General features: G+C 68.6%; 16 protein-coding genes. 3 read left to right on the top strand and 13 right to left on the bottom strand.

Annotated features, from left to right (window positions below):
• Window positions 1-402 precede the first annotated feature (402 nt).
• Window positions 403-1,245, bottom strand: a complete 843-nt coding sequence (locus METUNV2_RS0105750) for a hypothetical protein (RefSeq protein WP_018228533.1) — start codon at window positions 1,243-1,245, stop codon at window positions 403-405.
• Between the two features lie 886 nt (window positions 1,246-2,131).
• Complete coding sequence (locus METUNV2_RS0105745; protein WP_018228532.1) at window positions 2,132-4,210, bottom strand: ATP-dependent helicase; 2,079 nt, start codon at window positions 4,208-4,210, stop codon at window positions 2,132-2,134.
• A 174-nt stretch (window positions 4,211-4,384) separates the two neighbouring features.
• Here METUNV2_RS0105745 and METUNV2_RS0105740 point away from each other — a divergent pair, with 174 nt between their 5' ends.
• Together METUNV2_RS0105740 and METUNV2_RS0105735 are read left to right on the top strand one after the other, a co-directional pair.
• Window positions 4,385-5,041, top strand: a complete 657-nt coding sequence (locus METUNV2_RS0105740) for an OmpA family protein (protein ID WP_026187910.1) — start codon at window positions 4,385-4,387, stop codon at window positions 5,039-5,041.
• Between the two features lie 26 nt (window positions 5,042-5,067).
• Window positions 5,068-5,553, top strand: coding sequence for an LEA type 2 family protein (locus tag METUNV2_RS0105735; RefSeq protein ID WP_018228530.1), 486 nt, complete (start codon window positions 5,068-5,070; stop codon window positions 5,551-5,553).
• Window positions 5,554-5,558: 5 nt separating this feature from the next.
• Here the strand turns inward: METUNV2_RS0105735 and METUNV2_RS0105730 are convergent, their stop codons facing one another.
• The 8 genes from METUNV2_RS0105730 to kdpF are packed head-to-tail and all read right to left on the bottom strand — an operon-like array spanning window position 5,559 to window position 15,811.
• Complete coding sequence (locus tag METUNV2_RS0105730) at window positions 5,559-5,954, bottom strand: bleomycin resistance protein (protein ID WP_018228529.1); 396 nt, start codon at window positions 5,952-5,954, stop codon at window positions 5,559-5,561.
• 11 nt (window positions 5,955-5,965) lie between these two features.
• The gene (locus METUNV2_RS0105725; protein WP_018228528.1) at window positions 5,966-7,717 is read right to left on the bottom strand and encodes a PHA/PHB synthase family protein; all 1,752 of its coding nucleotides are present in this window, start codon (window positions 7,715-7,717) and stop codon (window positions 5,966-5,968) included.
• Window positions 7,718-7,754: 37 nt separating this feature from the next.
• A complete protein-coding gene (gene kdpE, locus METUNV2_RS0105720) occupies window positions 7,755-8,465 on the bottom strand; it encodes a two-component system response regulator KdpE (protein ID WP_026187908.1) in 711 nt (236 codons plus the stop codon).
• Window positions 8,462-11,212: a two-component system sensor histidine kinase KdpD gene (gene kdpD / locus METUNV2_RS0105715; RefSeq protein WP_018228526.1), complete on the bottom strand. Its 2,751-nt coding sequence runs from the start codon at window positions 11,210-11,212 to the stop codon at window positions 8,462-8,464. The genes kdpE and kdpD overlap by 4 nt, the downstream gene beginning before the upstream one ends.
• A 60-nt stretch (window positions 11,213-11,272) precedes the next feature.
• Window positions 11,273-11,866, bottom strand: a complete 594-nt coding sequence (gene kdpC, locus METUNV2_RS0105710; protein ID WP_018228525.1) for a potassium-transporting ATPase subunit KdpC — start codon at window positions 11,864-11,866, stop codon at window positions 11,273-11,275.
• Window positions 11,867-11,892: 26 nt separating this feature from the next.
• Window positions 11,893-13,974, bottom strand: coding sequence for a potassium-transporting ATPase subunit KdpB (kdpB, locus tag METUNV2_RS0105705; RefSeq protein ID WP_018228524.1), 2,082 nt, complete (start codon window positions 13,972-13,974; stop codon window positions 11,893-11,895).
• A gap of 8 nt (window positions 13,975-13,982) precedes the next feature.
• The gene (gene kdpA / locus METUNV2_RS0105700; RefSeq protein ID WP_018228523.1) at window positions 13,983-15,722 is read right to left on the bottom strand and encodes a potassium-transporting ATPase subunit KdpA; all 1,740 of its coding nucleotides are present in this window, start codon (window positions 15,720-15,722) and stop codon (window positions 13,983-13,985) included.
• Window positions 15,722-15,811 carry a K(+)-transporting ATPase subunit F gene (gene kdpF / locus METUNV2_RS19555; RefSeq protein WP_018228522.1) on the bottom strand — a complete coding sequence of 30 codons (90 nt, stop codon included), beginning with the start codon at window positions 15,809-15,811 and terminating at the stop codon, window positions 15,722-15,724. Before kdpF ends, kdpA begins: the two co-directional genes overlap by 1 nt.
• Before the next feature lie 197 nt (window positions 15,812-16,008).
• Here kdpF and METUNV2_RS0105690 point away from each other — a divergent pair, with 197 nt between their 5' ends.
• A complete protein-coding gene (locus METUNV2_RS0105690; protein ID WP_018228521.1) occupies window positions 16,009-16,737 on the top strand; it encodes an alpha/beta fold hydrolase in 729 nt (242 codons plus the stop codon).
• On the opposite strand, the gene METUNV2_RS0105685 is transcribed toward METUNV2_RS0105690, so the two are convergent.
• The 3 genes from METUNV2_RS0105685 to METUNV2_RS0105675 all read right to left on the bottom strand — a co-directional run bounded on the left by METUNV2_RS0105685 (window position 16,724) and on the right by METUNV2_RS0105675 (window position 19,910).
• Window positions 16,724-16,981, bottom strand: a complete 258-nt coding sequence (locus METUNV2_RS0105685; RefSeq protein ID WP_018228520.1) for a MoaD/ThiS family protein — start codon at window positions 16,979-16,981, stop codon at window positions 16,724-16,726. The genes METUNV2_RS0105690 and METUNV2_RS0105685 overlap by 14 nt on opposite strands.
• The gene (locus tag METUNV2_RS0105680; RefSeq protein ID WP_018228519.1) at window positions 16,978-18,129 is read right to left on the bottom strand and encodes a WD40/YVTN/BNR-like repeat-containing protein; all 1,152 of its coding nucleotides are present in this window, start codon (window positions 18,127-18,129) and stop codon (window positions 16,978-16,980) included. The genes METUNV2_RS0105685 and METUNV2_RS0105680 overlap by 4 nt, the downstream gene beginning before the upstream one ends.
• A gap of 140 nt (window positions 18,130-18,269) precedes the next feature.
• Window positions 18,270-19,910 (bottom strand): phosphoethanolamine transferase, encoded by a 1,641-nt coding sequence (locus METUNV2_RS0105675; RefSeq protein WP_018228518.1) that lies wholly within the window; start codon window positions 19,908-19,910, stop codon window positions 18,270-18,272.
• Between the last annotated feature and the right edge of the window lie 17 nt (window positions 19,911-19,927).

Raw genomic sequence — 19,927 nt, 5'->3', positions numbered from 1 at the left:
CTTTCGCGCGCTCCATCCCGCCGCGTGAGCGACGTGAAGTTACGCCTGAGGAACCCGTGCTACGGGTTGTTGCCGTGCCTCGCAACCGTGGCGAGACGTACGGAAAAAGCTTGAATCGCGGTGTTCGCAGATCGCCGCGTGGCGACTGGAACGGATTGAACATCAGGACAACGCTCGGTCATCCGGATCATGCGAGGACTTCAGGTGGCGACGCGTTCAGCAGCGTCGGCCGGAGGGGCGATCAAGCAACGACGCGCGCATCTTCCTGATTTGCAAGGAACAGGTCAAGTAAAGCTTCGTAACAGAGCGTCGTCATGAGGTCGCTAAGAACGAGCCAGGCGTAAAAAAAGCGGCATGGGAACAACGGGCCCCATGCCGCTTTCGATGACGCGGAGTGCGCGATCAGGACGGGCGCGAGCCGGTCGGGAACGGCCATGCAGCAGCCGGATTCAGCGACGACTTGATGCCCGGCGTAGCGGCGGTCGACGGCGTGGCAGCAGCCGGTGCGGCCGGTGCTTCGGCAGCCTTGGTCGCAGCCGGTGCAGCAGCTTCCGCCGCCTTCGCGACAGCCTTGGTTGCAGCAGGTGCAGCGACCTTCTTGGCAGCAGCCTTGGCCGGCGCAGCCTTCTTCGCTGCGGGCTTCGCAGCCGGCTTGGCAGCGGCCTTCGCCGGTGCAGCTTTCGCCGGTGCAGCCTTCTTCGCGGCAGGTTTCGCGGCCGGCTTGGCGGCAGCGGCCTTCGCCGGAGCGGCCTTCTTCGCGGCAGGCTTTGCAGCCGGCTTGGCAGCAGCCTTCGCCGGTGCAGCCTTCTTCGCCGCCGGCTTGGCGGCAGCGGCCTTCGCCGGAGCGGCCTTCTTCGCGGCAGGCTTCGCAGCCGGCTTGGCAGCGGCCTTCGCCGGCGCAGCCTTCTTTGCCGCCGGCTTGGCAGCGGCCTTCGCCGGTGCAGCCTTCTTCGCCGCCGGCTTCGCAGCAGCCTTCGCCGGTGCAGCCTTCTTCGCCACCGGCTTCGCAGCAGCCTTTGCCGGTGCAGCCTTCTTCGCCGCCGGCTTCGCAGCAACCTTCGCCGGTGCAGCCTTCTTCGCCGCCGGCTTCGCAGCAGCCTTCGCCGGCGCAGCAGCCTTCTTCGCCGCCGGCTTGGCAGCAGCGGCCTTGGCCGGTGCAGCCTTCTTCACGTCAGCTTTCTTTGCAGCAGGTTTTGCCGGGGCACTCGCCTTCTTCGCCCCCTTCTTCGCTTCAGCTTCAGCCATGACTTCTCTCCTCACGGATAACAGGATTGGACAGCACCTCAGCCCCTCCGGTGGCGGAAGGTCTGTTCGAGACGACGCACGACGTGCGCCCGGTCAGGAACACCTCACGACGCGAGGGCCTGACCTGCAGCCACTCACGCCTCCGGGTCAACGACCCGAACGGCACACGGGCAACGCTCGCTGCCCGGATGCCGGATCCATACGCGTGAACCATCGGTGGATGGTTACGACTCACAACCGAACTAATGAAGACTCACCCGCGCCACGCCGTGACATCCGTCTCTGAGGAACACACGTCGACCACAGGACGCATGCAGCGTCGATCGAGCGCGCGGGTGCGGGAAAGGCAGACACATCGCCGCGCGGGAAAGGGCCGCAGGCGATGCGAGAAAGTCGACAAGGGTGATGCCTGAACGCGTATCGACCGTCGCCATGTCGGATGCGCGGGCGCGCAGCAGGCGATGCGGGAGCGTTTTTTCAGGGGAAAGAATTTCCGAGGCGCCGTGAAAACCGGCTGCAGATGTGCGGCTTGAAGAGGGCGTCGCAACGGACTGATTCATGGGCCGAAAGTATTGCACAACCATGAGCCGTTAAAGCAACAAACCACACAAAAGTCCAGATTTATTTCGCGTCCGCGCGCGCTTCGCATCATTCGTCGCGAATGAAAATTTCCACACGCGTTTTTATGCGCGCCCCGCAAAGCCTTTCAGGCAAAGGCTTTGCGGGGCACACAAAAAAATCCGCGCGAAGAAGGAGGCTGTCCGGACAGATCGGACGCGGTGTTGCGGAGACGCACACAACGATGCAGCGAAACCTCACCCGTAGTGTGTGACAGGCCTGTCGGCTACTAGATGCAGTGTGTGCTGCAGCGCACCGCGTGCGACCGCTAACCCCACATCGCACGCATGCGCGCAGCGATGTCGATACGTGCGTCGGCAACCGACATCGGCTTCACGTCGTCGGCATCGACACGCGGCCAGCTGCGCTGCTCGAACTGCACGAGCAGACGGTTGGGAATGAAGCGCGTGCGACCGGCGTAGACGTGGCGGTCACCGACCGGCGACTGCGCGGTGAGATGGAAACGCTGCGGCACCAGCAGTTCGAGCTGGTCCTTGGCACGGGTCATCGCGACATAGAGCAGCCGTCGTTCCTCGTCGATCTCTGCCTGACTGCCGGTCGACATTTCCGACGGTATGCCGCCGTCGACCACGTTGAGCACCGACACCGCGGGCCACTCGCGCCCCTTGGCCGAGTGAATGGTGGACAGGATGAGATAGTCCTCATCGAGCAGCGGCTTGCCCGGCGCATCGCTGGTCACTTCCGGCGGGTCCAGCGTCAGTTCGCTGAGGAAGCGCTCGCGGCTCGGATAGGTGGCGGCCAGCAGCGCGAGCTGGCGCACGTCGGCCGCACGCACCAGCGCGTCCTCGTACAGCCTGTCCATCTGCGTTTCGTACCACTGCATCAGCGCTTCACCGCTGCCCGGCCAGGCCCCGTTCGAAGCACCCGCGGCCTCGATCAACGACGCGAACGCCACCCAGGCGGTGCGCACGCCTTCGGCCACCGGCTGCTCGGCCAGCAGTGCCACACCCGGTGGCGCCGCATCAAGGTTGTCGAGAATGCGCGCCGCACCTTTCGGGCCGATGCCGGCCAGCAGCTGGATGGCACGGAAGCCGGACACGCGGTCGCGCAGGTTCTGCGCCCAGCGCAACAGCGACAGCACATCCTTCACGTGCGCCGCCTCCAGGAATTTCAGGCCACCGTACTTCACGAACGGAATGTTCCGCCGGGTCAGTTCCACTTCCAGCCGGATGCTGTGGCTGGCGGTGCGGAACAGCACCGCCTGGCTTTTCAGCTTGAGCCCGGACTCGCGGCGCTCGAGCACCTGTTCGACCACGAAGGCCGCCTGATCGGCTTCGTCGCGCACGCTCACCAGCAGCGGCTTCTGGCCACCGGTGCGGGCACTCCACAGCCGCTTGTCGAAGCCCTCGCCCGCTTCCGCGATCACCGCGTTGGCGGCTTCGAGCAGCGGCGGAATGGAGCGGTAGTTCTGTTCCAGCGTGATGCGTCGCGCCGGTGGGTCGAACTGCATCGGAAAGTCGAGAATGTTGCGCACGGTGGCGCCGCGGAAGCTGTAGATCGATTGCGCGTCGTCGCCGACCACGGTCAGTCCGCGACCGTCCGGCTTGATCGCCCGCAGGATGGACGCCTGCAGACGGTTGGTGTCCTGGTACTCGTCGACCAGCACGTGACGGAAGCGGGCCGACAGTTCGCCGGCGATCAGCGGCTCGCTCACCATCTGCGACCAGTACAGCAGCAGATCGTCGTAATCGAGCACCTGCTGCGCCTGCTTGGCCTCGACATAGCCGCGGAACAGCGCCTTCAGCTCGGCTTCCCATTCGGCGCACCAAGGAAAGGTGGTGCGCAGCACTTCGTCCAGCGGGCTGCAGGTATTCACCACCGCCGAGTAGATGGAGAGGCAGGTGCCCTTCAGCGGAAAGCGCTTCGCCTTCGTCGACAGGCCCTGTTCGTGCCGCACCAGATTCAGCAGGTCGGCCGAATCCTCGCGGTCGTGGATGGTGAAGGCCGGATCCAGACCGATGCTGCCGGCGTAGTCGCGCAGCAGGCGCGCACCGACACCGTGGAAGGTGCCGGACCACGGTATGCCGGCGGCGGCGATCGGCGCCAGACGCGGGGAGGCCGCGGCGACGATGCGCTGCACCCGGCGCGTCATCTCTTCGGCCGCACGGCGTGAAAAGGTCAGCAGCAGCAGCGCGTCCGGCGCCACGCCCTGCATCAGCAGATGCGCCACCCGGTGCGCCAGCGTGCTGGTCTTGCCGGTGCCGGCACCAGCGATCACCAGCAGCGGGCCGTCGCTGTCACCGGGCGCGGCGCCGGCCAGCACGGCCGCGCGCTGCGCGTCGTTCAGGGTGGACAGGTAGTCAGGCTGATCGGCTGGAGTGGGCACGGCACGCTGCTTTCGTTCATGGACTGTATGGCCATACAGTATCGCAGAGCGCAGCCCCGCGCACCTTGTCGGCGGATGCTCACAGCGCCCCTGCGCGCACGCCGACAGGACGACGGACGCGCATCGACGACACTGGACTCATCGCCTTACACCGGTCGCATGGAGATCCGCATCATGAAAAGAACCTTCGTCACCCTGACCGTCGCAGCCTTCGTCGCCACCGGCTGCGCCAATATGAGCGAAACACAGCAGCGCACCGCCATCGGTACCGGCGCCGGCGCGGTGGCCGGCGCCGCACTGGGCAGCGCGGTCGGCAAGAGCGGCGGCGCCACCCGTGGCGGCGCTCTGCTCGGCGCCGCGGTCGGCGGCATCGGCACCTACATCTGGTCGCAGCGCATGGAAGAACAGAAGCGTGCGATGGAACAGGCCACCGCCGGCACCGGCGTCGGCGTCGTGAAGACGGCCGACAACCAGCTCAAGCTGGACATTCCGAGCGACGTGTCCTTCGACGTGGGTCGCGCCGACATCCGGCCCGAACTGCGTCCGGTGCTCGACCGCTTCGCACAGACGCTGAACGCCAACCCGGCCACTTCGGTGCGCATCGTCGGCCACACCGACAACACCGGCAGCGACGCGGTGAACGATCCGCTGTCGGTCAATCGCGCCGCCAGCACCCGGGCCTATCTGGTGAATCGCGGCGTCGCGGCGAATCGCGTCGCGATCGATGGCCGCGGCGCGCACGAACCGGTGGCCAGCAATGCCAACGAAAGCGGCCGGGCACAGAACCGCCGCGTAGAGATCTACGTGGCCGAACCGGGCGCAAACGGCTGAGCCGCGACCCTGCCCGTCGCTGCGCGATGACGCCCGCCCCCCTCACACGTCGCCGTCTGATCCGGCTGCTTGCCGGCGCGCCCCTGCTGTTGGCCGGCTGCGCCGGCCTGCAGCGGAGCGATCCGGTGCAGGTGCGGGTGGCCGGGCTGGAACCGCTGCCCGGCGAAGGGCTGGAAATGCGCTTTCTGCTGAAGCTGCGGGTGCAGAACCCGAACGACTTCGCACTCGACTACGACGGCCTCGCACTGCAGATCGACCTGAAGGACCGGGACTTCGCCAGCGGCGTGAGCGATGTGCGCGGCAGCGTGCCACCCTTCGGCGAAGCGGTGATCAGCCTGCCGATCAGCGTGTCGCCGCTGTCGGCGGTCCGCCAGCTGCTGGAACTGGACGGTGCCGACCTCGAGCGCCTGCCCTACAGCCTGCGCGGCAAGCTCGGCGGTGGCCCGCTCGGCGCGCAACGCTTCAGCGCCCACGGCACGCTGTCGCTGCCAACAGTGCGCAGCGGCGGCTGACCGGATCAGCGCGAAGCGGCCGGCATGGCCTGATGAAAGGTGATCAGATTGCCGTCGCCATCGAGCACCGCGAATTCGCGGCTGCCCCAGGCGGTGTCGTGCAGCGGCGCATTCGGATGGACGATGCCCGCCGCCTGACAGCGCAGGTACAGCGTGTCGATGCCCCCGACTGCCACCCGGCAGCCGGTGGCTTCGGCAATCCGCCGGTCATCGCAGGCCCAGAAATGCAGGTGGATGTCGCCCAGCGCAACGATGCCATACACCCCCTGCTCGACGTGCACCGCCACCGCGCCCAGCCGCTCGACGTAGAAGGCGACCGTGCGGCCGATGTCCAGCGACGCCAGCACCGGGGTCGCGGCGATGAAGCGGATGTCGCCCGCCCCGCCCGTACGTTCCGTCATGTCAGTCTCGTTCAGCGTTCAAGCACGTAGGAACCCGGCGCCGGCGCCAGTTCCGGAAAGTCCGCGGTCGCCGCCGGGCGCGCCTTCACCAGGCTGCCGGCACGCGGCTTGAGCCAGTCCATCCAGTCGCTCCACCAGCTGCCGGGCGTGGCCGCGTTCGCAGCATGCCAGTGCGCGGCCTGGTCGCCCGCCTCCACCGGCGCTGCGCGGAAGCTGCGCTTGGGCGGATCAACCGGCGGATTGACGATGCCCAGGATGTGACCCGAACTGCTCAGCACGAAGCGGCGCTCACCGGACACATGGCGGTGGATGCGAAAGGTTTCGCGCCAGGGCGCGATGTGATCGTCCTCGGCCGCCACCGCATACAGCGGCTGCACGATGCGCCGCAGATCGAGCGGCTCGCCGGCGACGGTCAGCGCGTCCGGCTGCACCAGCCTGTTGTGCAGATAGAGCTCGCGCAGATACCAGCCGTGCATGGCCTGCGGCATGCGGGTCGAATCCATGTTCCAGTACAGCACGTCGAACGGCGGCGGCGTTTCGCCGTACAGCCAGCCATTCACCACGTAGTGCCAGATCAGGCTGTTGGCGCGCAGCAGGCGGAAGGACGTCGCCATTTCCTTGCCCTCGAGACACCCCTTGCGCGCCATCGCCTCGCACAGCGACTGCACGCTCGCCTCGTCGATGAACACCTCGATTTCGCCGGGCGAACGGAAATCGACCAGCGTGGTAAACAGCGTCCAGTCGCGCACCGGCACCGCATCCGCCGCAAAGCGCCGGTTGGCCCAGGCCATGTACATCGCCAGCGCGGTGCCGCCGATGCAGTAGCCAGCCGCATGCACCTTGTCCGCACCGGTCAGCGCGCGGGCGGTCTCGACCGCGGCATGCACGCCTTCGAGCAGGTAGTCGTCGAAGGTGACGTCACGCAGGTCGGCATCCGGGTTCTTCCAGCTGGTGATGAACACGTCCAGCCCCTGATCCAGCAGGTAGCGGATCATGCTTTTCTTCGGCGTGAGGTCGAGCACGTAGAACTTGTTGATCCACGGCGTCACGATCACCACCGGCTCGGCATGCACCCTGGGCCGGGTCGGCGCGTAGTGAATCACCTCCAGCAGGCGGTTGCGCATCACCACCGCACCGGGCGTGGTGGCCAGGTTCTCGCCCACCCTGAAGTCGTCCGGGTCGGTCATGCGCACCTCGCCGGCCTTCAGGTCCTCAAGAAAATTGCGGAAACCGCGCACCAGACTTTCGCCGCGCGTTTCCATCGCCTTGCGCAGCGCGACCGGATTGGTGAACAGCCAGTTGGTTGGTGCCACCGCGTTGAGCCAGTTGCGCCACCAGAACGCCGCGCGTTCGCGGTCCTTGTCCGACATGCCCGGCGTGTCGTACAGCATGTCCTGGGTATGGCGGGTGAAGGCGAGATACCACTCCTTCATCAGGTCGAAGGTGGGCAGTTCAGTCCAGGCCGGATCGCTGAAGCGGCTGTCGCCCTCCGCCGGAGGAATCGGATCCGGGTCAGGCAGGCCGAGCATTCTCTGCAGCGTATGCCACTGCAGACGTGCGAGATCGGACGACAGATGCGCCATGCGGCTGGCCAGTTCGGCCGGATGCGCCATCCACGCGATCTGTGCATGCAGGATGGGGGCACTGACACCGAACGGGTCGCTCACCCGCGACACGCCTTCCAGCCATTGCATGAAAACGTCGTGCGAGGCCGCGGTGCCCTTGCCGTGTGCGTCGTCCCGATGCGGGTGTCCGCCATTCATGTCCGTTCCTTTCATTCGACCGGATGGACGCCGGCGCTCACGATTCCGCCACGGTGACGAAGCGGTAGCCGATGCCTGTTTCGGTCAGCAGATGCTGCGGCCGGGCCGGGTCGGACTCCAGCTTGCGGCGCAGATGCCCCATATATATACGCAGATAGTGCGCGTGCTCCACGCTGTTCGGCCCCCACACCTCCAGCAGCAGCTGGCGCTGGGTGAGCACCTGGCCCGGATGCGCAGCCAGCGTCGCCAGCAGCCGGTATTCCACCGGCGTCAGATGCACCGGCTCGCCAGCCCGCAGCAGGCGGCGGGTCGCCAGATCGAGCGAACACGTGCCGAACTCCACGGTGGACACGCCGTTGCTGCCGGCGGTTCGGCGACGCAGCGCGGCACGGACCCGCGCCATCAGTTCGCCGACCGAAAATGGCTTCACCAGATAGTCGTCAGCACCGGCATCGAGGGCGGCGATCTTGTCGTCGTCGCCGACGCGCGCCGACAGCACGATGACCGGCAGTGCGCTCCAGCTCCTCAGGTCACGGATGAAGTCGATGCCGTCGCCATCCGGCAGACCGAGATCCAGCACCAGCAGATCCGGCTTGCGGCTGGCGGCCTCTATCAGTCCGCGCCGCAGGCCTTCGGCCTCGCTCACCTGGTGGCCTGCATCCTCCAGCGCCTGCCGGACGAAACGGCGTATCGCCGCATCGTCTTCGACGACCAGCACACGGGTAACAGATGGCGGCGGCAGGTTCATGGCGCACAGTCTGCCGCAGGAAGCGGTGGCGCGTCCGCCGGCATGTCACGGTGCGGCAGCGTCCACCGGAACACCGCACCGTGCGCCGGCGCAGCCTGGCTGTCTGCCTCGATATCGCCGCCGTGGGCGCGCACGATGGCGCGGCAGATGGCCAGCCCGAGGCCGACGCCCGGCGTGCTCGATTCCGCCTCGCCACGGGTGAAGGTACGGAACAGCCGCTCCGGGTCGCCCGGTGGCAGGCCCGGTCCGTCGTCACTGACCTCGATCGCGATCCGGTCACCGTCGCGCGCGGCACTGACCCGCAGGTGGCTGCCCTCCGGCGTGTACTTGGCCGCGTTCTCCAGCAGATTCACCAGCACCCGCTCCAGCAGTACGGCGTCGCCATGAATGAGCGGCAGGTCGGGCGGCAACCGCAGTTCGACCACGTGGCGATCCAGGGCCGGTCCGAGCGAACGGATGGCGCTGCCGGCCAGCTCTTCCAGCGACTGCCAGTCGCGGCGCAGCGCCACCGCCCCGGCCTGCAGCCGCGCCATGTCGAGCAGATTGTTCACCAGCTGCGCGGTGCGCCGGGCCTGGTCGGCGATGGCGGTCGCGTCCGCGCCGCGCGGCGAGCCGTCGCGCGCCAGCGCGGCCGACAGGTTTTCCGACAGGCCGATCAGCGCGGTCAGCGGCGTGCGCAGGTCATGCGACAGCGCCGCCAGCAGCGAATTGCGCAGCCGTTCGGATTCGATCGACAGCAGCGTGTCCTGCGCCACCGCGACGAAATGCACCCGCTCGATCGCGATCGCGACCAGCGCAGCATAGGTGTCGAGCAGCTGCCGCTGTTCCGGAATCATCAGCAGGCGCGGGCCGGACGGCTTCACCGCGATCACGCCGCGGGTGCGCATTGGTGCCTGCAGCGGCAGGTAGAGCACCGGCGCGCCGGGCAGCGTACCGGTGCCGGCCCCGGCCGCTTCGGCATGATCGAAGGCCCATTGCGCCAGCCCGGCGTCCGGCACGAAGCGATCGTTGTCCGGCGACACCGCCGCCAGCCGTCCGTCGCCATCCGCCAGCATCATCGCGGTCTGGCAGCGGAAGGCACGGGCCACCGCGCGTTCGCCGATCTCGGCCACCTGTTCCTGGGTCAGCGCGCGGCCGAGGTCGCGCGCCATTTCGAACAGACCACGCGCGCGCTGTTCGCGGTAACCGGCCACCCGTGCCTGGTAGCGCAGCGAAGCGGTGAGCTGGCCGATCACCAGACCGACCGCCATCATGACCGCGAAGGTGAGCAGGTACTGCGCGTCGCTGACCGAAAAGGTGAAGCGCGGCGATACGAAGAAGAAATCAAAGGCCAGCACGTTGAGCACTGCCGCCGCCAGCGCGGCGCGCCGGCCGTGGCGCACCGCGACCGCGACCACTGCCAGCAGGAAGAGCATGACAATGTTGGCGAGGTCGAAATAGCGCAGCAGCGGCGTGGCCACCACGGTGACCGCGGCGCTGGACGCCAGCGCCCAGACATAGCCGCGGGCCCGGCGCGCCAGTCGGTCGGCGTCGTCCGCCCCCACCTCGTCGGGCACCGGCGGGCCGGTGTCCGCGCCCGGCTGGCGGGCGATCACCATGAATTCGATTTCCGGCGCCCGCACCGCGACGCGTTCGCCGAAGCTGCGGTGACCGCGCACACGACGCCACAGCGCGCTCGCCGCGTCGGGCAGTGCGTAGCCGGTGACCACGGTGCCCAGATTGTGCTCGCGCGCATACGCCACCACCGCGTCGGCCGCGTCCTCCGCGGTCAGCGTGGCGGTCACTGCGCCCAGCGATTCGGCCAGCCGGAGCGTGGCCAGTATCGCGCGGCGGCGCGCTTCAGGCAGACGCTGCAGCGCCGGTGTTTCGACATAGACCGCATGCCAGGGCGCGCCGCCCTGGGCCGCGCGCCGTGCCGCGGCGCGCACCAGCCGCTCGGCACCCGAATCCGGTCCCACGCAGGCCAGCAGCGCATCGCTCACCTGCCACACCGCACGCCTGTCCTGCGCCACGTGTTCGAGGCGGTAGCTGCGCACATCGTCCTCGACCCGCTCGGCGGTCCGGCGCAACGCCAGTTCGCGCAGCGCCATCAGATTGCCCTTGCGGAAGAAGTGGCGCACCGCGCGCTCGGCCTGCTCGGGCAGATAGATCTTGCCCTCGCTCAGCCGGCGCAGCAGATCGTCGGTCGGCAGATCGACCAGCTCCACCTCGGACGCCGCGTCGAATACGTGGTCCGGCACCGTCTCGCGTACCCGTATGCCGGTGATGCCGCCCACCACGTCATTCAGGCTTTCGATGTGCTGCACGTTCACCGTGGTCCACACGTCGATGCCGGCATCGAGCAGCTCCTCGATGTCCTGCCAGCGCTTGGGATGACGCGAGCCCGGCGCGTTGCTGTGCGCCAGTTCGTCCACCAGCAGCAGCGCCGGCCGGCGCGCCAGCGCGGCATCGAGATCGAATTCGGGGAGCGAGCGACCGTGCAGCGTCACTGTGCGCGGCGGCAGGCATTCCAGCCCCTGCAGCAGCGCCGCGGTTTCGCTGCGGCCATGGGTTTCCGCCACGCCGACCACCAGATCGACGTTACGGGCACGCAGCCGCTGCGCCGCGTCCAGCATGGCCCAGGTTTTGCCGACGCCGGCCGAGGCGCCGAAATAGATCTTGAGCCGGCCGCGCTCCGCGCGCGCGTCAGCGGCCCGGGCCGCTGCCAGCAGCGCGTCCGGGTCGGGGCGGAGGGGCTCTTCGCTCATGCCGGCAGTCTAACCCTGGCCGCGCATGCGCGAACGGCAGGGAGCGGGCGGCCGGCCATGTCAGCGCACACCGTCCAGCGCGCGGTTCAGCAGCACCACGTTCACCCGCGGTTCGCCGATGAAGCCCAGCCAGGGCAGCCGGGCGTGGGCATCGATCAGCGCATCGACCGACCGCCGGTCGACGCCCCGGGCGCGGGCGATGCGGCCGGCCTGGTAGTGCGCCGCGGCCAGGCTGATGTCCGGGTCCAGCCCGCTGGCCGACGCGGTGACCAGATCGACCGGCACCGGCAGGGCGTTGTCCGGATCGGCGGTACGCAGCGCCGCCACGCGGGCCGCGACCGCCTCGCGCAGCGCCGGCGCGTTCGCACCCAGATTGCTGCCGCCGGAAGCGACGCCGTTGTACGGCACCGGGGCGGTGACCGAGGGCCGCGACCAGAAGCGGCCGGGATCGGAAAAGGACTGGCCGATCAGGAGCGACGCGCCCGCACCGTGCTGGGCAGGCGCCAGCGAGCCGGCCGCGGCCTCCGGCCACAGCAGCCGGGCCAGTCCGGTGACGGCCAGCGGGTAAGCGAGGCCGGTGATCAGGGTGAGCAGGACAAGCACCGAAAGCGCCGGGCGCAGCGTGCTCAGGAAGACGGACAGACGTGCATTCATTGCGGGCTCCTTTTCTCGGGCTTTTTTCAGGCCAGATGCAGCGCAGCAAGCGCCAGGTCGATCAGCTTGATGCCGGCGAAGGGCAGCAGCAGGCCGCCCAGACCGTAGAGGAGACCATTGCGCCTCAGCAGCGCGGCCGCGCCGAGCGGCCGGTAGCGCACGCCGCGCAGCGCCAGCGGAATCAGCGCGACGATGATGAGCGCGTTGAAGATGACCGCCGACAGGATGGCCGACTCACCCGATGCGAGCTGCATCACATTGAGCGTCCCGAGCTGCGGATAGGTCGTGGCGAAGGCCGCGGGCAGGATGGCGAAGTACTTGGCCACGTCGTTCGACAGGCTGAAAGTGGTCAGGGCGCCGCGTGTCATCAGCATCTGCTTGCCGATCTCGACCACCTCGATCAGCTTGGTCGGATTGCTGTCGAGATCGACCATGTTGCCGGCCTCCTTCGCCGCCTGGGTGCCGCTGTTCATCGCCACCGCGACGTCGGCCTGGGCCAGCGCCGGGGCGTCGTTGGTGCCGTCGCCAGTCATCGCCACCATGCGGCCTTCGGCCTGGTAGCGGCGGATCAGCGCGAGCTTGGCTTCCGGCGTCGCTTCGGCCAGCACGTCGTCCACACCGGCCTCGGCCGCGATGGCGGCGGCGGTGAGCCGGTTGTCGCCGGTGATCATGACGGTACGTATGCCCATGCGGCGCAGTTCGCCGAAGCGCTCGCGAATGCCGCCCTTGACGATGTCCTTCAGTTCGACCACGCCCAGCACCCGCGCGCCGTCGGCCACCACCAGCGGCGTGCTGCCGCGGCGTGCAGCGTCGTCGACAATGCGCTGCAGCTCGGGCGAGAAGCCGCCGCCCAGCGCCTCGACATGCCGGCGCACCGCCTCGGCCGCGCCCTTGCGGATCTGCCGGCCCGCCCAGTTCACGCCGCTCATGCGGGTCTGCGCGGTGAAGGGCACGAAGGTGGCGTCGTGCGACAGCAGCTGGCGCTCGCGCAGCGCGAACTGCTGCTTGGCCAGCACCACGATGCTGCGGCCTTCCGGCGTTTCGTCGGCCAGCGAAGCGAGCTGCGCGGCATCGGCCAGTTCACGCTCGCTCACGCCGGGCGCCGGCAGGAAGGCGGCGGCCTGACGGTTGCCCAGCGTGATGGTGCCGGTCTTGTCGAGCAGCAGCACGTCCACATCGCCCGCCGCCTCGACCGCCCGGCCCGAGGTGGCGATCACGTTGGCCGCCAGCATGCGGCTCATGCCGGCCACGCCGATGGCCGACAGCAGCCCGCCTATGGTGGTCGGGATCAGGCACACCAGCAGCGCCACCAGCGCGGTCACCGTGACCGCACTGCCCTGCCCGCCGGCCTCGACCGCAAACAGCGAGAACGGCAGCAGCGTGGCGGTGGCCATCAGGAAGGCCAGCGTGAGCGACACCAGCAGCAACGTAAGCGCGATCTCGTTCGGCGTACGCCGCCGGCGGGCGCCTTCCACCATGGCGATCATGCGATCGAGAAAACTGTCGCCCGGATTGACGGTGCAGCTCACGACGATGCAGTCCGACAGCACGCGGGTGCCGCCGGTGACCGACGAAAAGTCGCCCCCGGCTTCGCGGATGACCGGGGCCGATTCGCCGGTGATGGCGCTTTCGTCCACCGAGGCCGCCCCCTCGATCACCTCGCCATCACAGGGCACGAGATCGCCCGCCTCCACGCGGACCCGGTCACCGACCCGCAGCGTGGTGAGGTCCACGCTGTCCCAGCCGGTGTCGTCGCCGGCGCGCAGCTTCCTGGCATTGCCGCGGCTCTGCAGGCTGCGCAGGCTGGCCGCCTGCGCCTTGCTGCGCCCCTCAGCCAGCGCTTCGGCGAAGTTGGCGAACAGCACGGTGAACCACAGCCAGGCGGCATTGGCGCCGATGAAGCCAGCGGGCGCCTCGCCCTGCCCGGCCAGCGCCTGCAGCCACAGGACGCTGATCAGCGCAGCGCACAGCCACACCGTGAACATGACCGGATTGCGCCACTGCGCGGCCGGATTGAGCTTGATCACCGCGTCGCGGACGGCACCGCGCAGCAGCGCACGGTCAAACAGGGCGGCCGGCTGGCGCGACGTTGACGGAAATGCGTTCATGGTCGTCCTCAGCGGATCAGGTTGATGTGTTCGACCAGCGGGCCGAGCGCCAGCGCGGGCAGATAGGTGAGCGCACCGACCAGCAGCACGGTGAGCACCAGCAGCACGACGAACATCGGGCCGTGGGTGGGCAGCGCGGCGGACGCACTGTCGGTGGCTGCGCGCGTGGCCCGGATGCGGCCGGCCAGCGTGCCGGCCAGAGCCAGCACCGGCACGATGACCGCGAAGCGGCCGAGCGCCATCGCCAGCGCCAGTGCGCAGTTGTAGAAGGGCGTGTTGGCAGAGAGGCCGGCAAAGGCGCTGCCGTTGTTGTTGGCGGCCGACGAGAAGGCGTACAGCACCTCGGTGAAACCGGCGGCGCCGGCATTCAGCAGGCCCGCACGGCCGGCTTCGCTGCCCACCGCGATCGCGGTGCCCAGCAGCACCAGCAGCGGCGTGACAAGTATCGCGATGACCACCGGCTTCATTTCCGCCGGCGATATCTTCTTGCCGAGGTATTCCGGCGTGCGGCCGGTCATCAGGCCGGCCACGAACACCGCCAGCAGCGCGAACAGCAGCATGCCGTAGAGACCGGAGCCGACGCCGCCGAACACCACTTCGCCCAGCTGCATCAGCAACAGCGCGACACCGCCGGACAGCGGCATCAGCGAGGCGTGCATCGCGTTGACCGCGCCACAGGACGCGGCGGTGGTGACTGCGGCGAACAGCGCGCTGGCGGCGATGCCGAAGCGCACCTCCTTGCCTTCCATATTGCCGCCGGCCTGCAGCGCACTCGCCGCCTGATCCACGCCCAGCGCAGCGAAGTGCGGATTGCCGGCCTGCTCCTGCGTCAGGATCACCGCCACCGCGGCGACGAACAGCACGGTCATGGCCGCCAGCAGCGCCCAGCCCTGACGACGGTCGCCCACCACCCGGCCGAAGGCCATGCACAGCCCGGCCGGAATGGCGAAAATGGCCAGCATCTGCAGCACATTGGTCCACGCCGTCGGGTTCTCGAAGGGGTGGGCCGAATTGGCATTCATGAAGCCGCCGCCATTGGTGCCCAGCATCTTGATCGCCTCCTGCGACGCCACCGGCCCCATGGCCAGCGTCTGGCTGCCGACCACGCCGGCATCGGTATGCAGCGGTTCGAGCAGCGCGACCGTCAGGTCGGACGACAGGTTCTGGATCACGCCCTGTGCCGCGAACGCCAGCGCCAGCAGCACCGACAGCGGCAGCAGCAGCCACAGCGTGATGCGCACGACATCGACCCAGAAATTGCCGATGCCGGCCGCCGCGCTGCGGGCAAAGCCGCGCATCAGCGCAAACGCCACCGCGATGCCGGTCGCTGCGGACAGGAAGTTCTGCACCGTCAGCCCCAGCATCTGGGTCAGGTGGCTCATCGTGGTTTCGCCGGCATAGCTCTGCCAATTGGTATTGGTGACGAAACTCACCGCGGTGTTGAGCGCGGAATCCCAGCTTGGCGCCGCGAACTGCTGCGGGTTCAGCGGCAGCAGAGGCTGCAGCAGCTGCAGCACGTACAGCGCCAGCGCACCAGCCAGATTGAACAGCAGCAGCGCGCCGGCATAGCCGCGCCAGCCCTGCTCGGCGCCGGATACGCCGCAGGCGCGCAGCAGCCAACCTTCGATGCCGGCCAGCGGCTGCGGCGCGCGCTCGACCAGCAGGGCCAGCACACGCCCCAGCGGCACCGCGATCAGCCACACCGCCAGCACGAAGGTGGCCAGCAGCATCCACATCTGCGTGGTCATCAGAAATCCTCCGCGCGCCACAGCGCGTAAACCAGATAGAGGGCCAGCGCGACCGCCAGCGCGGCACAGACGGAATAGAGCGGATTCATGGCGACGAGTCCCCGGTCAGCAGCGGCGTCCGCACCGTGCGGACATCCATGGACCGAAGGCTAGACAGGCCGGTGCAAAGACGGCCTATAAATCGCGGACGCCGGTGTAAACACGGCGTAAACGCACCCCGGCGGCGGCAATCCCGCTGCAACCGGAGCGAGATGCGTCTGCAGCCTGCAGCGCTCATGCTGTGCGGATGACCCCGCCCTCACCCATCCATACGCTGGTACTGCTGCCCGGACTGGACGGCAGCGACCGCTTCCTGCGGCCGCTGGTCGATGCGCTGCCGGCGCACATCCGGCCGCGGGTGCTCAGCTATCCGCGCGACGGGGTGCAGAGCTACCCGAGGTTGCTGGCCGATGTCAGCGCACGGGTAAGCGATCTTGAGCGCTACTGGCTGCTCGGCAGTTCGTTCGGCGGGCCACTGGCGCTGCGGCTGGCCGCGCAGGCGCCGTCGCGCGTGTGCGGCGTGGTGCTGTCGACCAGCTTCGTGCGCATGCCGCGGCCGGAGCTGGCGAAGTGGGCGCCGTACGCGAATGCGGCGGTGATCGGCGCGCTGCGCACCGTGCGCCGGCTGCCGGTGTGGCTGGGCCGGGCGCCGTCCGATCCTTTCCGCCGCGCCAAGGCCGACACCTGGCGCTGCGTGTCGTCGCGCGAACTGGCGGCACGGGTGCGCGCGGTGATGCAGGAAGACGCCGCCGCATTGCTGGCGGCGCTTCCGGTGCCGCTGCTCTGCCTCGCAGCCGAACAGGACAGCGTGGTGCCCGCCCACAATCTGGACACGATGCGCGCGCTGCGCCCCGATCTCCGGGTGGCCCACCTGCCCGGCTCGCACATGACGCTGTTTCACCACGCCGATAGCGCAGCCCGCATCGTTGCCGGCTTCATCGACCGCTCGACCGATCGCGGACTCAGCCCCCGCTGAGCGCCTGCACGATCACCAGTTCGCCCTGCGGGTCGGCCGGCCGGCTGAGATCGTGCACCGGCTGGCCATCGACGAAGAAGCGGATGTGGCGGCGGATGCGCCCCTGTTCGTCGACCATGCGGAAGGCAATGCCCGGATACCGGCGGTCGAGCGCGGTCACCACCTCGGCCAGCGTGGTGCCGTCGGCCTCGGCCTGCGCGCTGTCGGTGTAGCTGCGCAGCGCGCCGGGAATGAGCACCTTCATGGGGCGCCGCGCTCGGCCACCTCGACCGCGTAGATATCGGGCAGGTGGCGGGCGATGCAGCACCAGTGCGCGCCCTCGTCGGTACTGGCCCACAGTTCGCCGCTGGTGGTGCCGAAATAGAGGCCGACCGAAGGCTGGCTGTCCGCGGTCATCGCCTGCCGCTTCACGGTCCACCACGCCTGTTCGGCCGGCAGGCCGGCGTCCTGCCGCTGCCAGCGCTCGCCGCCGTCGCGGGTGACGAATACCGCGGGCCGTCCGCCCGGGCTGGTGCGCGGCCACACCGAAGTGCCGTCCATCGGAAACACCCAGGCGGTGTCCGGGTCGCGCGGATGCACCACCATCGGAAAGCCGATATCGCCCACCTCGGCCGGCATGCCGGCGCCGATGTGACGCCAGCGGGTGGCGGGCCGGTCCAGCCGGAAGAGGCCGCAGTGGTTCTGCTGGTAGAGCCGGTCCGGATTGGCCGGGCAGAGGCGGATGCAGTGCGGGTCGTGAAAGGTGGCGTCGCTCACGTCGAAGCCCTCGACCACCTTCAGCCCGTCGATCAGCGGCGCGAAGCTGCGGCCGGCGTCGAAGGATTCATGCACGCCGCCACCGGACATCGCCATATACATATGCGAGGGGTCGCGCGGGTCGATCACGATGGAGTGCAGCTTGGGGCCGTCCGGCGTGCCGTCCTGCGCGGTGCCCATCCACGTGCGGTACTGCGGATCGTCGTTGATGGCAGAGCACGGCGCCCAGTTCACGCCGCCGTCTTCCGAGCGGAACAGGCCCTGCGGGCTGGTGCCGGCGTACCACACGCCCGGCTGGCTCGCATGCCCCGGCGTGAGCCAGAAGGTGTGGTCAACGCTGCGCCCCCTGCCGCCTTCGGCCTTCGCGAACGCCGGCGGCCGCATGGCTTCGGCCCAGTTCCGGCCGAAGTCGGTGGAGCGGAATATCGTGGGGCCGAGGTGACCGGTCTTGGCCGCCGCCAGCAGCGTGCGGCCGTCGCGCGGGTCGAGCACCAGATGACTGATGACATGGCCGAGGAAATGCGGGCCATCGACCTGCCAGGTCCGGCGCGCGGCATCGGCATGGTAGAGCCAGGCGCCCTTGCGGGTGGCGACCAACAGCGTGACCAGGCCAGCGGTGTCGCGGGGTGGGTTCATGACGCATCCTCCAGAGTCGGTCGGATTTCCGGCGGCCCGATCGGCCACCGGCATGTCCGGTCGACGAAGCAGCGGGCGCCGTTTCGACAGGCGGCCGCCGCGTCATGATGCACCGCCGGCCGCGGCCGGCACAGCCCCGGTCAGCGGGCCGGCGGCACGCCGGTTGCAGGGCTGGGGCTCAGTTCGGTGTTGTGGTACAGGATGTTCCTGGGGCCGTCGCACATGCGGGTGCGTATCTCGAACGCCGACATGAGCACGCAGAACAGGTCGTCGTGCCGCATCGGCGTGTCACGGTGCGGCCTGAGCTGCTCCATCGTGTAGTCGAAATGGCGGCCCAGCCACACGATGGCAGGGATGTGGGTCTGTTCGCGCGGCGCCAGCATATAGGGCGCCGAATGCAGATAGAGACCGTTCTCGCCCAGCGATTCGCCATGGTCCGACACATACAGCATGGCGGTTTCGTATTCGCCGTCGTACTGCTTCAGCAGACCGATCACCTCGGCCAGGAAGTGATCGGTGTACAGGACGGCGTTGTCGTAGGCGTTGTCGATTTCCTGCTTCGAGCAGTCGCGCAGTTCCTTGCTGCGGCACACCGGCGTGAAGCGCTCGAATTCCTTCGGGTAGCGGCGGTAGTACTCCGGCCCGTGATTGCCCATCTGGTGCAGCACGATGAGCATGTCACGCCCCTTGTGCGATTCGATGTAGCGGTCCAGCCCGTCCAGCATGCCGACGTCGCGGCACTCGTCGTCGCATACCGGATTGCGCTTGGGCGAGCGGAAATCCTCGTAGGTCATCCGGGTGGCGACGCCCTTGGAATCGGAATTGTTGTCGCGCCACAGCACATGCACGCCGTTCTCGAACAGCACGTCCAGCGCGTTCTCGGTGCGCAGCGCCTCGCCGCGGTTGAAATGCGCCTGCTTCTGCACCGAGAACATGCAGGGCACCGACTCGGCGGTGGAGGTGCCGCAGGCGGTCACGTTGCGCAGGCTCACCACGTCTTCCTGCGCCAGCCGCGGATTGGTCGGCCGGCCGTAGCCGTTGAGCGAAAAACGGTCGGCACGCGCGGTTTCGCCCACCACCAGCACCACCAGTTCCGGCCGGTGCTGCGGGCCGATGTGCTGGGCGTCCTCCGCCACCTGGCCGAGCACGCCGGTGTCGCGCTGCTCGAAGCGCTCGCCGATGTAGCGCACCAGCGAATAGCTGAAGAAGATGGGATTGGCGTACATTCGCGTGGTCTTGTGCTCGCGGATGAAAGAGGCGTAACCCGAGGTAAAGGGTGCCGCCACCGCGACCAGGCCGATCAGCAGCAGCAGCAACAGCAGCGCGCGCGCGCCCAGTTCGCGCCAGATCGAGCTTGCGCGCGGCCAGTGGCGCAGCACCCACCAGGCGGGCAGCACACCGAGCAGCACGGTGCGCCAGATCAGGCTGAAGCTGAACAGGCCGGCCACTTCCTCGCGCTGGGTGGCGACGATGTTCTCGATCATCACGGTGTCGATCACCACCGCGTACTGATCCATGAAGTAGGCGGCCTGCGACGCCACGACCAGCAGCGTCGCCAGCACCCAGCGCCCGGCACGGCCCGGCGTCAGCAGCACCAGGAAGAGCACGGTGGCCAGCGTGAAGAACAGCGTGAGCGACGACAGGAAAGGCAGGTTCGCGCCGGTCAGCGGATAGACCTCACCGAGCCGCTCGAACAGTTCGAGATTGCCGGTGGCCATGATGAACAGCCCGGCGAGCGCGGCGATGCGGCTCTGCGGTGTGAGGACGGAAAATTTGCGCACGATCGAATTGTGTCCTG

The organism is Methyloversatilis universalis EHg5 (assembly GCF_000378945.1).
GTDB classification, from domain to species: Bacteria; Pseudomonadota; Gammaproteobacteria; order Burkholderiales; family Rhodocyclaceae; genus Methyloversatilis; species Methyloversatilis universalis_A.
The sequence above is the reverse complement of the archived record's forward strand: the minus strand, read 5'-3'. Positions and strand labels throughout refer to the sequence as shown.

Excerpts from the sequence above, each read along its gene's own strand:
- METUNV2_RS0105750 (WP_018228533.1), bottom strand. The coding sequence starts at position 1,245 with ATGGCTGAAGCTGAAGCGAAGAAGGGGGCGAAGAAGGCGAGTGCCCCG.
- METUNV2_RS0105740 (WP_026187910.1), top strand. The coding sequence starts at position 4,385 with ATGAAAAGAACCTTCGTCACCCTGACCGTCGCAGCCTTCGTCGCCACC.
- METUNV2_RS0105735 (WP_018228530.1), top strand. The coding sequence starts at position 5,068 with ATGACGCCCGCCCCCCTCACACGTCGCCGTCTGATCCGGCTGCTTGCC.
- METUNV2_RS0105730 (WP_018228529.1), bottom strand. The coding sequence starts at position 5,954 with ATGACGGAACGTACGGGCGGGGCGGGCGACATCCGCTTCATCGCCGCG.
- METUNV2_RS0105725 (WP_018228528.1), bottom strand. The coding sequence starts at position 7,717 with ATGAATGGCGGACACCCGCATCGGGACGACGCACACGGCAAGGGCACC.
- kdpE (WP_026187908.1), bottom strand. The coding sequence starts at position 8,465 with ATGAACCTGCCGCCGCCATCTGTTACCCGTGTGCTGGTCGTCGAAGAC.
- kdpD (WP_018228526.1), bottom strand. The coding sequence starts at position 11,212 with ATGAGCGAAGAGCCCCTCCGCCCCGACCCGGACGCGCTGCTGGCAGCG.
- kdpC (WP_018228525.1), bottom strand. The coding sequence starts at position 11,866 with ATGAATGCACGTCTGTCCGTCTTCCTGAGCACGCTGCGCCCGGCGCTT.
- kdpB (WP_018228524.1), bottom strand. The coding sequence starts at position 13,974 with ATGAACGCATTTCCGTCAACGTCGCGCCAGCCGGCCGCCCTGTTTGAC.
- kdpA (WP_018228523.1), bottom strand. The coding sequence starts at position 15,722 with ATGACCACGCAGATGTGGATGCTGCTGGCCACCTTCGTGCTGGCGGTG.
- kdpF (WP_018228522.1), bottom strand. The coding sequence starts at position 15,811 with ATGAATCCGCTCTATTCCGTCTGTGCCGCGCTGGCGGTCGCGCTGGCC.
- METUNV2_RS0105690 (WP_018228521.1), top strand. The coding sequence starts at position 16,009 with ATGACCCCGCCCTCACCCATCCATACGCTGGTACTGCTGCCCGGACTG.
- METUNV2_RS0105685 (WP_018228520.1), bottom strand. The coding sequence starts at position 16,981 with ATGAAGGTGCTCATTCCCGGCGCGCTGCGCAGCTACACCGACAGCGCG.
- METUNV2_RS0105680 (WP_018228519.1), bottom strand. The coding sequence starts at position 18,129 with ATGAACCCACCCCGCGACACCGCTGGCCTGGTCACGCTGTTGGTCGCC.